The organism is Acinetobacter sp. HZNU-JH01, from assembly GCF_037996845.1.
Classification (GTDB): domain Bacteria; phylum Pseudomonadota; class Gammaproteobacteria; order Pseudomonadales; family Moraxellaceae; genus Acinetobacter; species Acinetobacter haemolyticus.
Genome location: NZ_JBBMZX010000001.1, coordinates 807,292 through 823,233, shown reverse-complemented (window position 1 = coordinate 823,233; position 15,942 = coordinate 807,292). Strand labels below are relative to the sequence as shown.

General features: G+C 38.4%; 10 protein-coding genes and 1 pseudogene. 7 read left to right on the top strand and 4 right to left on the bottom strand.

The features are described from left to right. Positions 1-117 precede the first annotated feature (117 nt). The 7 genes and pseudogenes from AAC851_RS03960 (at position 118) to gdhA (ending at position 10,316) form a co-directional block, all read left to right on the top strand. Positions 118-2,727, top strand: coding sequence for a type VI secretion system Vgr family protein (locus AAC851_RS03960; protein ID WP_340600537.1), 2,610 nt, complete (start codon positions 118-120; stop codon positions 2,725-2,727). Beyond that, positions 2,727-3,644 carry a hypothetical protein gene (locus AAC851_RS03955; RefSeq protein WP_262444574.1) on the top strand — a complete coding sequence of 306 codons (918 nt, stop codon included), beginning with the start codon at positions 2,727-2,729 and terminating at the stop codon, positions 3,642-3,644. Before AAC851_RS03960 ends, AAC851_RS03955 begins: the two co-directional genes overlap by 1 nt. Further along, entirely contained in the window at positions 3,637-6,357 is a 2,721-nt protein-coding gene (locus AAC851_RS03950) for a T6SS effector BTH_I2691 family protein (protein ID WP_340600536.1), read from the top strand. Before AAC851_RS03955 ends, AAC851_RS03950 begins: the two co-directional genes overlap by 8 nt. A 10-nt stretch (positions 6,358-6,367) precedes the next feature. After that, positions 6,368-7,114: a putative type VI secretion system effector gene (locus AAC851_RS03945; protein ID WP_160124362.1), complete on the top strand. Its 747-nt coding sequence runs from the start codon at positions 6,368-6,370 to the stop codon at positions 7,112-7,114. Then, complete coding sequence (locus AAC851_RS03940; protein ID WP_100833473.1) at positions 7,107-7,862, top strand: putative type VI secretion system effector; 756 nt, start codon at positions 7,107-7,109, stop codon at positions 7,860-7,862. Before AAC851_RS03945 ends, AAC851_RS03940 begins: the two co-directional genes overlap by 8 nt. A 1-nt stretch (position 7,863) precedes the next feature. Then, positions 7,864-8,609, top strand: a pseudogene (locus AAC851_RS03935) (putative type VI secretion system effector). A 360-nt stretch (positions 8,610-8,969) separates the two neighbouring features. Continuing rightward, a complete protein-coding gene (gene gdhA / locus AAC851_RS03930) occupies positions 8,970-10,316 on the top strand; it encodes an NADP-specific glutamate dehydrogenase (RefSeq protein WP_340600535.1) in 1,347 nt (448 codons plus the stop codon). Positions 10,317-10,380: 64 nt separating this feature from the next. Here the strand turns inward: gdhA and AAC851_RS03925 are convergent, their stop codons facing one another. The 4 genes from AAC851_RS03925 to lon form a co-directional block, all read right to left on the bottom strand. Continuing rightward, positions 10,381-11,490 carry an META and DUF4377 domain-containing protein gene (locus tag AAC851_RS03925; RefSeq protein WP_005091069.1) on the bottom strand — a complete coding sequence of 370 codons (1,110 nt, stop codon included), beginning with the start codon at positions 11,488-11,490 and terminating at the stop codon, positions 10,381-10,383. 213 nt (positions 11,491-11,703) lie between these two features. Next, positions 11,704-12,477: a DODA-type extradiol aromatic ring-opening family dioxygenase gene (locus AAC851_RS03920; protein WP_125502024.1), complete on the bottom strand. Its 774-nt coding sequence runs from the start codon at positions 12,475-12,477 to the stop codon at positions 11,704-11,706. A gap of 107 nt (positions 12,478-12,584) precedes the next feature. After that, a complete protein-coding gene (rlmH, locus tag AAC851_RS03915) occupies positions 12,585-13,064 on the bottom strand; it encodes a 23S rRNA (pseudouridine(1915)-N(3))-methyltransferase RlmH (RefSeq protein ID WP_004638409.1) in 480 nt (159 codons plus the stop codon). A gap of 322 nt (positions 13,065-13,386) precedes the next feature. Beyond that, positions 13,387-15,816: an endopeptidase La gene (gene lon, locus AAC851_RS03910; protein ID WP_125502022.1), complete on the bottom strand. Its 2,430-nt coding sequence runs from the start codon at positions 15,814-15,816 to the stop codon at positions 13,387-13,389. Positions 15,817-15,942: the final 126 nt, after the last annotated feature.

The following is a 15,942-nucleotide window of genomic DNA, read 5'->3' as shown; positions in this document are numbered from 1 at the left end:
ACGAGTCACCTTGGAGGAGACGTTGACTTTTGCGCCAGATCTATAACATTAAATACATAGACGAACTTGTATGTTTCTTATAGAATGCTCGAGATTTTAGGCGATATTTTATAACAAATGTTGAACAATATATTCAAAGCGCTTGACCAATTAGGTCTTACCGCACAAAAACGTGCGATACACATACAATTTGCCAATCCGAGCTTAAATCAACAAGTCTTCCTCCAAAAAATTCAAGGTCAGCATGCCATTAATCAGGGAATGACTGCAGAGCTGATCTGCCTATCAACTAACGCCCACATCCCATTAAAACAATTCATCGGTTGTCAGGCAGCGATCGACCAAGTCACCGATACAGGTACACTATTCAGAACCACAGGGATTATCACAGAAGCCGTACAAGGACAATCTGACGGTAGTCTCACGCTGTATAAACTCAAACTACAAGATGCAACCGCACTGTGGCATAAACGCCGAAACAGCCGTGTGTTTATGAATAAGACTGTCGTGGATATTGTGCAAATATTGTTTAATGAATGGCAAGCCAAAAGTCAGCTGTTTGCATCGAGTCTCACCCTTGATCTGAGTGGACTTACCCAAGACTACGACATCCGTCCCTTTGTAATGCAAGCCAATGAAAGCGACTACGACTTCATTACCCGACTGCTCCGAAGTGAAGGCATCAACTGGCTGATCGACGAAGCACAGCTCAGTGTTGCCAACAGCAACAGTCCAATCCAAGCCCAAAAACTCCGCTTGATCGATGACAACAGCCAATACCAAGCCCTAGAACGCAGAACGATTCGCTACCACCGCAGCAGTGCCACCGAACAATACGACAGTATGACCAGCCTCATTGCAGAACGTTCGCTACAACCGACCGCAGTCCATATCCAACGCTGGCAAGCCGATGCCTTAGAACAAGAAGATGGGGCAGGTAGCGTTCAAAGCAAACACCAACATAGTCAACAACACGACAACGCCAGCTTAGGACTCGAAGACGCATGGCACTTCACCCCTGCATGGATGCAAGACCTCAACGGTGAAGATGGCGCAACCGCATCAGGCAACACCCAAATCGAAAAACTGAACCAACACCTCAGTCACTACCACGATGCCCAAGCCAAACAATTTATCGCTAATACCACGGTACGAGACACCCAAGTAGGATACTGGTTTAAACTCAACGAACACCCAGAGATCGATCAACACAGTGGTGCAGACCAAGAATTTCTAATCACCGCCAAAAGCTACTACAACCAAAACAACCTCCCAAAAGACTTACAACAACAAGTCCATCAGCTGATCACCCAAAGCCAATGGCAAGATCACCAAAACACAAACCCAGAAGAACGCCAAGCCAACCAACTGACGCTACAACGCCGTAACATCAAAACCGTACCCGAATACCATCCACTGCAACACCGTCCAGCCGCTCACCCACAACGCGCAAGAGTAGTGGGACCCGAAGGCGAAGAAATCCATGTGGATGAATGGGGACGAATCAAAGTTCGCTTCCTATTTACCCGCAATGACGACCATAGCCACGATGGTGGTGCAGGCAGCAACAACAACGATACCGATTCAGCTTGGGTGGATGTACTGACCCCATGGGCAGGCGAAGGCTATGGCGCACGCTTTCTACCCCGTATTGGTGAAATCGTCGTCATCGACTTCTTTGATGGCAACATCGACCGTCCCTTTGTCACTGGACGACTCCACGAAGCACAACGCAGTCCAACAAAATTCGATGACCAAGGACAACTGCCAGATACCAAAAAACTGGCAGGGATCAAATCCAAAGAATACCAAGGCACTGGCTACAACCAACTGCGCTTTGACGACACCACCGGACAGATTAGTGCCCAACTGCAAAGCAGCCATGCAGCCAGCCAACTCAATCTCGGTAAACTGAGCCATCCCAAAGCCCAAGCAGAAAGTGAAGACCGAGGCGAAGGCTTTGAACTACGGACGGATCAATGGGGTGCGATTCGAGCAGGTGAAGGCTTACTGATCACCACCCATGCACAAGCGCAAGCCGAAGGCGATCATCTCGAAGCACAAACAGCCAAACAACAACTGGAAGGCAACCAAAACAATGCTAAAGCCCTGAGTGAAGTGGCAAAGAACCAACAAACGGATGAATTGGAGTCGGTAGAGCAATTACAGGCATTTGCAGAACAGATCCAAGAGAAAATAGCCCGCTTTGAACAAGCGATGCTGTTACTCAGCTCACCAAATGGCATCGGACTCAGCACCTCAGAAGACATTCATCTATCTTCGGATGGACAACTGAACCAATTTGCAGGGGACAGTATTAACCTGACCACGCAAAAGAATTTAATCGCCCAAGCCAGCCAAAAGATCAGTCTATTTGCCGCACAAGGTGGAATTAAACAAGTGGCAGGCAAAGGTAAGGTTGAGATACAGGCACAAGGGGATGGCGCTGATTTGATTGCTCGGAATGCTTTGCAAGTGACTTCAACAGAGGGACGCATTGAAATTACGGCGAAAAAGAAAATTGTGATCTTGGCTGGAGGTTCTCAGCTAGAAATTAATGGTGGTGGAGTTTTCCCGACTACAGGTGGAAAGTTTGAGGTGAAAGCAGGGCAGCATTTGTTGAAGAGTGGAGCATCTGTCAGTGTTCCTGCGATTGATTTACCTGATTGTTCGGCGAAGCAGGCTGATGCAGCGAAAAGTGGTTCAGCAAAAGTGATACTAGACTAATGAATCTATTATTAAATAAAGCAGAATTAACATCGGAAAAGCTAAGCGATGTTATTTTGAGTTCTTTTGAAAAATATGGCCATGTAACTTTGTTATGTGACGAAACTTTACTCAATGGTTTTTTTGATGAATTTACACAAAACTTAACTGATTTTGAGAAAGAACCTATAGAGCTTGCTGCATCAAGTCGAAATAAAAAAGCAGATTTATTTTTTATTAAGATAAAGAAAAAAGAGGATTTAGAGAACACGCTTAACTTTCTTACGGATACATTGTTATTAAATTTAGATCAGCAAGAAGATGGTTATTTTATTTGTGGGTTTGGATATGTAGATGATCTGAAGGTAACTGTAGAGAACTATAAAAAATTTTTGATTGCAAAAGATGCAAAAAACAAGTTTATTTTTAGATGGTACGATGCTCGTGTTTTGGTATATTTGCCTACTATTATTCATCAAAAAAGTGAGCAAATTGAATCAATTTTACAACATTGGAATTTTGTTTTTTTCAATGGGTTGTATGAAGTTCGAATGGAGGAAAGATTGCAAGTTTTCCCTTTTAACTTCAATGAAATAGAATCACAAAGACTTGATTTGATAGAGTTATCTAATACAGTGATTAAACAATCTCTTAAGTATGATAGTGAGTTGGAAATTAATCACAACCTAATTTTAGAATCCCTCGATAAAGCCATTAAACAATACGGAATTTTATTTGTCACGGACTTAATTGCTTATGGCATGTATTCGGTTATTTTACATCATGATTTTATGCATAGCCCGACTGTCAATAAAGTATTAACACAATATTGGACTGACAGAGTTCGTGAAGAATCTTTCACCGATGCAATGAGTTATTTAGAAGAACATCAATATTTGCAAGTTAAACAGGAATCAGAAGGGGTGTACCATGTCTAATGAAAAACCAACTTTTGCGAGACAAATGCAAATTTATGGAACACCTGCTCAACAGCAACAGAAAGTTACGCAAAAACTGGGCGTAAGTCCAAATACGAATAAAATTAGTCAACAGGCTAAAGCCGCTACCACACAAAATAAAAAAATACCTGTAACGCAAGTTGATAAAAAAGAGTGTACTAACTTTTGTAGGCCTACTGGGATCAATATTCTTCCGTTAAGATATTCGGTTGCTCGTATGGGGGTAAAACCGTTACCTGCTCAGTTAGGTGCGAATGTAACCAATGTTTCACTTAAACATTATAAATATACTGTTCGCATGATTAATTCTGGTTATCTATATTTATTGATAAAAAGAAAATCAGGGAAAAAAGAATGGGTCGCTTATATTACCAATAAAAAAGGCTATCATCAGGAATTTCCAATAGGAGCAAAACCGCCAATTGTGGCACAAGATTTTGCATGTAATAAAGCAGGACATAGTGCAAATGCATCCTTGATTACTGTACCTTCTATAAATAATGATGATGCACAGACAGTTTATTTATTACATGCGCATGCACCCCTCACTCAAAAAATGAGAGCGCAGTTTGAAAAAAATGCGGATCATTATGTTAGTTCTGGTTATTGGCAAAAAATAGATGTAGCAAAAGGAAGTACCCAGCAGCACTGCTTATCTTCGGGGCAGCTAGGAACAGTTGCTTTACCTTTGGAAAGTTTTGGTTCTAGTCGTTGGAGTGCTATCAATAAAAAATTTAATGAAAAACCTAAAGAACATATTGGTGTTGCTTTATATGACCCGATTGGGATTACCTCTAAGCTAAATGAAGATCGTAATATTTTAAGTTTTAAAGGACTTGATAGTTTTCTAAAAGAAGAAAAAAATGGCTTTAGCAATGAGCATAAGCTTCAAACGATGACGTTGATTGATAATATGAAGGAAACGTTAATTGCTAATTCAATTCAGGCGAAGTTTAAAATCATTGATTCAAATGAACAACAAAGAAAGCAAATTACAGATCCCTATCTTCAAGCTGCGATTCAGCGAGCTGAACGTATGGGGGATAAAAAAGGACTTGAAAATCTAAAAAATTTCGAAAAAAATGCATCTGCTAAAGCTGCGGCTGAGCTCGAAAAAAAGAGAGCAGAGGCCGTTAAACAAGCGACTGTTGGGGGTGATAAAGCATGGGAAAAATATCGTAAACAATTAGATATAGATGCATTGGAGGAATTTCGTAAAAATGTCGACAAAAAATCTGATGAAAGCTATAACGTGGCTGCACGTTATGTAGATGATCATTATAATTGGCTAGTTTCTTCTAATCTTATAAAAGGTCTTTTTTATTTTGATCAGAGTGAAGAGTTAAAACAGGGTAAAGTTGCTAAGGAAAGTAATGGTTTTATTTTCCATGCATTATTACTCGATTTAATGTATGGAATGAATCTATTACAAAAAGGTAAGGATTTACTCAATACTTGGATTTGTGAGAAAAAGGTTTCGGATAAAAACCTATTTCTCCGCGCTTACTGTTTTAATAATAAGTTATTAATGACTGAATATGAGAAGATTTTTGCAAGTGAAAGTTCCGCAAAAGACTTACTTGATTATAGTAAGCAGGGTTTCACTGTATTTAAAGAAGCAGATGCGGCTTTTGATAGCTGGTTAGGTAGTATTGAAGGGAAAAAATTCATCACTACTCGAGACTTCAAAGCATTCGATAAACTATTCTATTGGATGTCATTGATGCTCAATACAGCATTGAAAGAGTTTGGTAATTTACGTCTAAAAACTTTACATGTTAGTCAGATCAATGTGGTTGCAACTGCTGGAGCTTATACGCATACCGCACGATTGTTATATCTGAGATCAGGTGATTTTGCACAACAAGTACCTTTAGCTCGACTGATGTATAATCTTGAGTTTCGAGAAGCAGCTAGAGCCTCTTTACCACAAAATGCTGGTGTGAATTATACTTATCGTAATACTAGAGCAACTGAAATCAAGAATGCAGTTACATTGTCTGTAAAAGGTAAACCTGAAATTACTAAGAATAGAATACTGGCAATCGTTGGTATTTTTGAGTTGCTAAATTTCTATTTCCAATATGATGCTTGGAAAAATGATCTAAAGGATAAACCTGAGCTTTCGGTACAATTGGTTGGGGCATCATTCTTAGTTTCATCCGTTGCATTTGATATGTTAGGTGAACATTGGTCTCGCCAAACTACCGCAAGTGCTGCTGCTTCAGCCTCTGCATTTAGGATTGCTGCTGCTAGTTTGGGAACTTTAGGGGGAATTACAGGATTAATTGTTGATGGCAAAAATGTCATTAGTGAAAGGTCAAATCTCATGTTGTTAGTTATATCTGTAAGATGGCTAGCATCACTAAGTTTGACTATTGGACAAGCAGGAGTTTTAGCAAGTGCTATTGTTCAATATAGTAAAAATGAAATCATTAAAAGAGCTTTAACGAAATTCTCAACAAATGCTTTAGTTGCATTCTTGATGGGGGCTAGAGTGATTGCAGGATTAAATATCATTACATTGAGTCTTATAGGGATAGAAGTTGTTCTCAGAAAATATGTGCTAGATGATGCGATGGAGGATTGGTGCCAAAAATCCGCATTTAGGTTGGCTAATAGCAAAGAGAAAAAATTTAAAGATGCAGATGAAGAGTATGAGGATTTTATGAAAGCAATCGTGAGTGTTTAAAATGTATGAGATGTTAAAATTTGAAGGTCGTATTCAAAGACTAGAAGTTTATGATGACTCTCTAAGTGCATTTGGAAAATCTAGTGATGCACAAATCACTTCATCGGCAATTTTAAGTGGGGTAAGTGAAAGTGTCTCACTATCTGCACAAACGATTTTTTTAGCTTCACGTAGTCGTTTACATGTTAAGTCCGTTGTTTTGGAAATAAATGATAGGATTTGTGTAGGTCAATTTCATCGTGCTTTATTTGAAGAGGGTGAATACGTGATCTGTGTGGTCAGGCGTTTAGAAAATAATCTTTATGAATTATATTCGGTACTAAGTCCTAAGACTGGATTATTACATATGCAGGTAGGGATGGGGGCTTCTGTCAAAACTCATAATACTTCGGTTATTAAAGGTGGACGGTTTATGTATTATATTTCTATAACAGGGCTTTTTTTTCTTCTTTTAGTAGGTAGAGGTTTTTCTATACAAAATTTTTCTATTTGGTTGGTAGCCTCAATTTTATTTTATTTTATTTTATTTTTTATCATTAAAAATGCTTCAAATTCATTAAAACATTTTTCAGAAAAATCAGAGCAGATTTTTGGTTTGTATGGGTTTAAAGACCCTCAAGAGGTTTCCTTATTACCAAGTCGCTACCTGAGTGAAGAAGATCACTTGTTACTTGAGTCTGTATATGAATATCGAAAAGGTATAGAAGAAGATCCATATCCAAAAAGTTATATAGAGCGAAAAGAACGCAATGTATGATTTGGTTAAATTTGAAGGTCGTATTTATAAATTAGAAATTCATGAAGGGACGTTGAATACATTAGCTAATACTGGCGATAATCAAATTACTTCATCTGCGATTCTATCTAGTGTTGCTGAAAGTGTATCATTAGGAGCACAAACAGTTTTTTTAGCATCACAAAGCCGTTTACATATACAATCTGTTGTTATGGAAATAGGTGAGAACGTTTTTGTTGGTCAATTCCATCGTGCTCTAATAGTTGAAAATGAATATGTTATTTGCGTGGCTAGGAGATTAAAAAAAAACTTATATGAGCTTTATTCAGTATTGAGTCCTAAAACAGGTTTGCTACATATGCAAGTTGGAATGGGTGGTTCAAAGAAGAAATCCAAAGAATCATCTTTAAAAGGTGGGAGGTTTATATTTTTAATTTCATTTTTTATTTTGATTTTAACTGTTATATTTGATGGTGATTATACTTTGAATAATTTATTAAGTTGGGCGGGGTGTATAATAATAGCTTATTTTATTTTAAATTTTATAGTAAGACGATCTGTAAGTTCACTTTTACATCTTTCAGAAAAGTCAGAAGAAATATTCAAACTATACAATTTTAATAATACAGAAGATTTATATTTACTATCTGCCCGTTACTATAGTGATGATTATAAAATTTTATTAGAATCTGTCTATGAATATCGAAAAGTCATTGAACAAGATCCATATCCAGAAAATTATATAGAGCAAAAAGAACGGAATGTATGATTTGCTAAAATTTGAAGGTCGTATTCAAAGACTAGAAGTTTATGATGACTCTCTAAGTGCATTTGGAAAATCTAGTGATGCACAAATCACTTCATCGGCAATTTTAAGTGGGGTAAGTGAAAGTGTCTCACTATCTGCACAAACGATTTTTTTAGCTTCACGTAGTCGTTTACATGTTAAGTCCGTTGTTTTGGAAATAAATGATAGGATTTGTGTAGGTCAATTTCATCGTGCTTTATTTGAAGAGGGTGAATACGTGATCTGTGTGGTCAGGCGTTTAGAAAATAATCTTTATGAATTATATTCGGTACTAAGTCCTAAGACTGGATTATTACATATGCAGATAGGGATGGGAGCATCTGTTAAAACTCATGATGCTTCGGTTACTAAAGGACGAAATATTTGGTATGCAGTCACAATTTTTTTAGGTTCCCTGATTTATTTTTGGGCAAGAGGATTTAATTTAGAAGATGTATTAGTTTTTCTTGTAATATCAGCTTTATTTTACTTTATTCTATTCTTTGTAATAAACAACGCAGCACGTTCACTAAAACATTTATCAGAAAAATCTGAGCAGATTTTTGGATTATATGGGTTTAAAGATCCTAAAGAAGTTTTTTATTACCAAGTCGTTATCTTAGTGAAAAAGATCATTTATTGCTGGAAGCAGTATTTGAATATCGTAAGGTCATTGAACAAGATCCATATCCAGAAAGTTATATAGAGCAAAAAGAACGGAATGTATGATTTTCTAAAAATTGAATGCCATATCTGAATTGTTAAAAGACGAAGGATAATTTGACCATTATGAATGTTGGAAATGCTCAAAAATAATGCCTTTATTGTTTGTTTATGGTGCGAAATGTGGTTAATTCTTGAGCTAAGCTAACGATCACATAGAAGGTTATGCTCAAAATTTGATTGTTTTGATGTATATTTATTATAAAAATAACGAACATTTATTGTTATAAGTTTTTGATTTTTATATTTAAAATTTTAATTTTCTAGGCGTTGTATAAAGGTGTAATAGTAATCTATGTTCATTATGTGAGATATTCTGTATTGGTGCATTTTTCGCACCAATATAAATCACTTACTCGGGGGTGAATGTTGAAATACAATAGCTTAAATGACTTTCTAGCTTATGTGAAAGCCAGAGATCCTGATCAACCTGAATTTTTACAAGCCGTTGAAGAAGTAATGCTGAGCTTGTGGCCATTCATTGAGAAGAATCCCAAATATGCGCAATATGGTTTATTGGAGCGTTTGGTAGAACCTGAGAGAGCAATTCAATTCCGAGTTTCTTGGATGGATGATCAAGGCCAAACTCATGTTAATCGCGCTTTCCGTATTCAATATAATTCTGCGATTGGTCCATATAAAGGCGGCATGCGCTTTCACCCATCGGTGAATTTATCGATTCTAAAGTTTTTAGGCTTTGAACAAACTTTGAAAAATGCTTTAACTACTTTACCTATGGGTGGAGGAAAGGGCGGCTCGGATTTTGATCCAAAAGGAAAGTCAGAAGCTGAAATTATGCGCTTTTGCCAAGCCTTAATGATCGAACTATATCGTCATTTAGGTCCGAATACTGATATTCCAGCGGGCGATATTGGCGTTGGGGGACGTGAAGTCGGTTTCATGGCTGGCATGATGAAAAAGCTCAGTAACGATACAGCTTGTGTGTTTACTGGCAAAGGAGTTTCGTTTGGTGGAAGTCTCATGCGCCCAGAAGCAACTGGATATGGTGCAGTATATTTTGCTGAGGAAATGCTTAAAACACGAGGTGATAATTTCACTGGTAAAACAGTTTCTATTTCTGGTTCAGGGAACGTGGCTCAGTTTGCAGCAGAAAAAGCAATGTTTTTAGGGGCAAAAGTCGTAACACTCTCTGATTCAAACGGTACAGTATATTTAAAAAATGGTTTTACCGATGAATTGCTAGCTGAAATTATGGAGCTTAAGAATATTCAGCGTGGTCGTATTTCCGAGTTTGCGTCAAGACATGGTTTTGAATATTTTGAAGGAAAAACACCTTGGCATATTCCTGTTGATATTGCTTTGCCTTGTGCAACGCAAAATGAATTAGAAGAAAAAGATGCTGAGTCATTACTTGCAAATGGTGTGATCTGTGTTGCCGAAGGTGCAAATATGCCTTGTACATTAGATGCAGTAGAAAAGTTTATTGCTGCAAAAATTTTATATGCGCCAGGTAAAGCATCAAATGCGGGTGGTGTAGCCACTTCTGGTCTCGAAATGTCACAGAATGCTTTGCGTCTAGGTTGGTCGCATGGAGAGGTTGATGAGCGATTACATGCCATCATGAAAGATATTCATGCCAATTGTTTGAAATATGGCACCAAAGAAGATGGTACAGTGAACTATGTGGATGGAGCAAATATTGCAGGATTTGTGAAAGTTGCTGATGCAATTTTGGCTCAAGGTATTTATTAGTATTTTACCGAGCAAATAAAAACTCCGATGTAAAAACATCGGAGTTTTTATTTATAGCAATGTATTAAGGTTTCTTAACAACTTCTTGTTCAACAACCATATCTAATACATCAGCTAGGCTTGATTGGTCTGCTGCTGGGTTTTTAACTTCAAAACGCTTAACACGAACGATTACACGTTGATTTGGATTATGTTCAAATCCTTCAATTTGACCATAATAAAGTGACCAGTCTTTATCAGCATAAGTTTTGATGCCTTTGTCATCATACTTAATTTCACGAACTTGCATACAAGTTTGTGGTGCTACGCCAACACATGATTTTGTTTCTGGCGCAATTTCCAAGAATACGGTTTTTGGTTCAGTTTGGTACTTCGCTTCAGGTGTCATTTTACCAACAAATGTATATGCTTGACCTTTCGTATCACGTACGACAAGCGTCGGTTGATCCAAGTTGCTTACATTCATTTCAAATGGGATTTGACGTTTTTGCAAGAGATCGCCAGCGAACTGTTCTTGTTTCATCAGTGTAGGTTCACACGCCATAAGCGTCGAGGCCATGTCACCTGTAACAATCACATCATTTTCAACTTTCCAAGATGTATTTTGACGGTTACAACCAGTATCTACTGATAAACGATTGTTATCTAAGAAGCTTAAAACGATTGGTTTTTTAGTTTCAGTAGGTTGATAAGACCAAGTATAGTTGGTCAAAAGTTTGCTTTCAGTCATTTTAACACCTGTAAATACGTGTTTTTGACCTTTACTGTCGGTTACAGTCAAAATTGCTTGGTTATCTGATGTGCTGACTTGGAACGGTACTTTTTTCTCGCTAAAGATATCTGCTGATAAACGTTCTTGCTGCATTAGATCATCAGAGCATGCCATCATCGTTGATACCAATGCTGAAGTTGTAATGATATTGCCGCCTTCAACTTTCCAAGTACCCCCTTGACCATTACAACCCGTTTGGATTGATAATTGTTGGTTACTATTAAAGTTTAATACCAATGGTTTTGAGGCTGTAGATGCTTGATAAGTCCAGCGATAATCAGTGAGTTTTTTTGCAGCAGCCATGTTGACTTCTGTGCTTACATGATCTGCAACATTTTGTACCGTTTGACACGCCATCAAAGAAAAAGGGAGTAAAGCAAGAATTAAGTATTTGATTTTCATTTTCTAAACAACACATAAAAAATAGCAGCTAATAGCTTAAAGTATTCTTAAAAGAAGCGTATGACGGCACTTTATGCATTAAGTTCGTTAAATGTGTCAATTTGTAAAATATAATAAAAATATAGAAGTTTTAGTGGATTAACGTGTGTGAAAATCCACTTTTATAGAGCAATTGTTCAAAAATGGAGGCAAGTAATTCGCCTAGTTAATGGGTTAATCAAAACGATAAATATCCATTCCTAGGGAACCCATGGAGAAACTACTATGGACGATATTAAAACGGTTACCTGTTCCCATCGCAAAAAAGAGTGGTGCAAAATGCTCGAGTGTTGGATGGTTACGCTGTACATAAGGGAGTGAAGGCCAGTCAAGAACTGCATCATAATTTTGATGAGAGAGTTTATGGACAACAGTATTGCGGAAAGTGCTTGCCCATAGTGGTACATCTGCATCAGCTTGCCATGAAAGTTCAGCTAGGTTGTGGGTAATACTACCCGAACCAATCAGTAAAATTTGCTGTTCTCGTAATGGGGCAAGGACTTTTCCGATTTTATAAATATCATCGGAACTCATCGAGATTGGAAGTGAAATCTCAATCACAGGAATATCTGCATCTGGATACATATGTAATAAAGGCATCCAGACACCATGATCTCGTGGTCGTGTACTATTTGCATGTGCAGATATGCCGGCTTCTGCACATAGTGCTAGTATTTTTTCTGCTAAGTCAGGTGCACCAGCAGCAGGGTAACGGATTTGATATAGCTCTGGAGGGAAACCTCTAAAGTCATGCCAAGTTTGTGGTCGCGTTGATGTGCTGACTTCGAGAGCCTGACTTTCCCAGTGTGCAGACATGACAATGATCGCTTCTGGTTTCGGAAGATTATGACTCAAACGATGTAAAGCTGGTCCGACTTGCTCAGGATCAAGTGCAAGCATTGGTGAACCATGAGAAATAAATAACCCCGGTAATGTTTGCAGATTCATAATCAAGCACCTGAATAGAAATACATGCTTATGGTGACAAAGATAAGCACAATTTAAAAGTTGATTGGGTTCAACAGATTGTTCTAAAACCAGAACACTGTTTTAGATTACGCTCGATGATAGGGATGATTGTGATTAATAGTCATCGCTCGATACAATTGTTCAATCAGTAAAATACGTACCATTGGGTGGGGCATAGTGAGTTTTGATAGCGACCAATGCCAAGCAGCAGCCTTGCGTACGGCATCAGAATGTCCATCGGGACCACCTATGGCTAGCACGACATCATTTCCTTCAAGCATCCATTGTTTCATGGTATCTGCAAGTTTTTCAGTGCTTAATTCACGTCCACCCACTTCTAGCGCGATCAAGACTTCATTGGGTTTCATCGCATTTAAAATACTGTCTCCTTCAATTTGACAGTATTTTAAAATATCCGCTTCAGAATCATTTTTGCCTCGCTTCGCCATAGGTAATTCAACGACTTGCGTTTGTACAAAAGGTTGAATTCGTTTGAAATAATCTTCAAAACCAGTAATCACCCATGCAGGCATTTTTTGACCAATCGTCAGAATACGAATTTTCATAGCTTCGTTTCATTTATAGAATTAAATGCATTATAAAGCTTGAAGCTATGTCATGGTGGATATAGCCATTTATCTTGTCATAAAAAAGACAAATTATTGGGTTATCTTGTTCATAAAAAACGCAGCTCAAAACGCGTATGAGCTGCGATCAAAGTATCATCCGTCTGGAGTTCAGATGATACTAAAAAATGAGTTGCACACGAGCCAAGCTTAGCCTTTGTTTTTATGGACTCTATTTTATTATGCAACAAGCAGGTTATTTTTCAACCAAATTATGTAACAAAAAAAGAGAGCCGAAGCTCTCTTTTTGGTCGATAAATGATTAGTGACGTGCGGCTTTTGCATCTTCCACTGGTTTTACAATCGGTGTTTTCGGCAAAGGCTTTGGTGTGTCCGTCAATGCAAGAGGTAAGATTTCATCGATGCTTTTCACCGCTTTGATTTCTAAGCCTTCTTTAACATTGTCTGGAATCTCGTCCAAGTCACGAACATTATCTTGTGGAATAAATACTAACTTAATACCACCACGATGCGCGGCAAGAAGTTTTTCTTTTAAACCACCAATTCGCATTGCACGGCCACCTAGACTGGTTTCACCTGTCATGGCAATGTCAGGACGAATTGCAATACCTGTAAATGCTGATACAAGGGCAGTGGTCAGAGCTAAACCAGCAGATGGACCATCTTTCGGTGTTGCGCCTTCAGGTAAGTGAACATGCACATCGGTTTCTTCAAAACGAGAAGATTCGATACCTAATTCATCTGCCCGAGTACGTACTAAAGTCATCGCAGTTGTAATAGATTCTTTCATTACATCACCGAGTGAACCCGTCGTAATGAATTTACCTTTACCTTTTACTGCCGCAACTTCAATCGTCAATAACTCACCACCAACCGAAGTCCAAGCCAAGCCATTCACGCGACCGACTTGGGCTTCTTCTTCTGCCATACCAAAGTCAAACTTATGTGGACCTAAGTATTCAGGAAGATTGGCCGATGTTACGTCAAGCTGTAAGTTCTTAGATTTTTTGCTAACCGCTTCTTTAACCACTTTACGTGCAATTTTAGAGACTTCACGTTCTAAACTACGTACACCTGCTTCACGTGTGTAACGTTGCACGATGTCACGAATCGCTTCTTCGTGTATAGTTAACTCTTTGGCACGTAAACCATTGTTCTTGATTGCTTTTGGAACAAGGTAGCGCTCAGCAATATTTACTTTCTCATCTTCGGTATAACCCGGTAGACGAATGACTTCCATACGATCTAGCAAAGCTTCAGGAATATTCATGCTGTTAGCTGTACAGATGAACATTACTTCTGAAAGATCAAGATCAAGATCTAAATAATGATCGTTGAACTTGCTATTTTGTGATGGATCTAATACTTCAAGTAATGCAGAAGCAGGATCGCCACGATAGTCTTGTGCCATCTTGTCAATTTCGTCGAGCAAGAATAATGGATTCTTCACGCCGACTTTTGTTAAAGACTGCACAATTTTACCTGGCATCGCACCGATGTATGTACGACGATGACCACGAATTTCTGCTTCGTCACGAACACCACCGAGTGCCATGCGCACAAACTCACGACCTGTCGCCTTAGCCACGGACTCACCCAGCGAGGTTTTACCTACACCTGGAGGACCCACTAGACATAGAATCGGACCTTTGAGTTTTTTCACGCGAGACTGAACGGCAAGATACTCAACGATACGATCTTTGACGTCATCTAAACCGTAATGATCAGCATCGAGAATTTCTTGTGCTTTTGCCAGATTAATACTGACTTTGCTCGCCTTATTCCACGGTGTATCTAAAATCACTTCGAGATAATTACGTACTACAGCCGCTTCGCTTGAAGCTGGTTGCATCGCTTTCAGTTTGCGAAACTCAGCTTCCGCTTTTTTGCGGACATGCTCAGGTAAATCTGCTTCAGCGAGACGTTTCTCAATTTCAGCAACGTCATCTTCAGTGCCGCCATTCATATCCGAGAGTTCACGCTGAATGACTTTCATCTTCTCGTTGAGAAAGTATTCACGCTGATTCTTTTCCATTTGACGTTTTACGCTGTCATGCAGCGTTTGCTCAATTTGCTGTTCAGCAGATTGATTCATCAAATAGCTCATTAACTCTTGCAAATGCGCTTCAAACTCATCGTGCTCTAAAAATTTTTGTTTCACTTCAATATTTAAAGGCACACGAGTTGCAACGAAGAACATGAGTTGTAATAAGTCTTCGATTTTATTTGCTGCAGCAACCAATTCACGCGCATTACGTAATTTTGCTTCAGCATATTGAGCAAACAGAGTACGTAATTCATTTAAGCGAGTTTCTTGAGCTTCTTGATCCAATGCTACCGTCATTGGACTGAGGTGATGCTCAGCAGTTAAATATTCTTCCCCGTCAATAATCCGTTCTAATTTAGAACGATGTAAGCCTTCAATCAGCACTTTAATACAGTTTTCATCATTCTCATGATTCACAACTTGTACGATCTTAGCCACGGTTCCATATTGATAGAGATTATCGTGATCAATTTCTTCTGTAAGCGAATCTTTTTGCGCAACTACAAATACTAAATTGTCACTGTTACGAGCCACATCCACTGCATTGATCGATTTTTCACGACCCACGAAGAGCGCAATTTGCATGTGTGGATAGACCACAACATCACGTAACGCCAATAGTGGTAATACACTTGGAACCTGCGGCTCTAAGTTAGTTTCATTATTCATAATATATTCAGACATGGGCACTCCTAATGAGTGACAACGGTGTTGCCATGTTTTTATAGTGATGTGCATTTCAAAAATTACAAGGGTTTTTAATTAGAAAATATAAAAAAAAGACTAAATTGGTTGGGATTTGGGCGAAAT

Excerpts from the sequence above, each read along its gene's own strand:
- AAC851_RS03960 (WP_340600537.1), top strand. The coding sequence starts at position 118 with ATGTTGAACAATATATTCAAAGCGCTTGACCAATTAGGTCTTACCGCA.
- AAC851_RS03955 (WP_262444574.1), top strand. The coding sequence starts at position 2,727 with ATGAATCTATTATTAAATAAAGCAGAATTAACATCGGAAAAGCTAAGC.
- AAC851_RS03950 (WP_340600536.1), top strand. The coding sequence starts at position 3,637 with ATGTCTAATGAAAAACCAACTTTTGCGAGACAAATGCAAATTTATGGA.
- AAC851_RS03945 (WP_160124362.1), top strand. The coding sequence starts at position 6,368 with ATGTTAAAATTTGAAGGTCGTATTCAAAGACTAGAAGTTTATGATGAC.
- AAC851_RS03940 (WP_100833473.1), top strand. The coding sequence starts at position 7,107 with ATGTATGATTTGGTTAAATTTGAAGGTCGTATTTATAAATTAGAAATT.
- gdhA (WP_340600535.1), top strand. The coding sequence starts at position 8,970 with ATGTTGAAATACAATAGCTTAAATGACTTTCTAGCTTATGTGAAAGCC.
- AAC851_RS03925 (WP_005091069.1), bottom strand. The coding sequence starts at position 11,490 with ATGAAAATCAAATACTTAATTCTTGCTTTACTCCCTTTTTCTTTGATG.
- AAC851_RS03920 (WP_125502024.1), bottom strand. The coding sequence starts at position 12,477 with ATGAATCTGCAAACATTACCGGGGTTATTTATTTCTCATGGTTCACCA.
- rlmH (WP_004638409.1), bottom strand. The coding sequence starts at position 13,064 with ATGAAAATTCGTATTCTGACGATTGGTCAAAAAATGCCTGCATGGGTG.
- lon (WP_125502022.1), bottom strand. The coding sequence starts at position 15,816 with ATGTCTGAATATATTATGAATAATGAAACTAACTTAGAGCCGCAGGTT.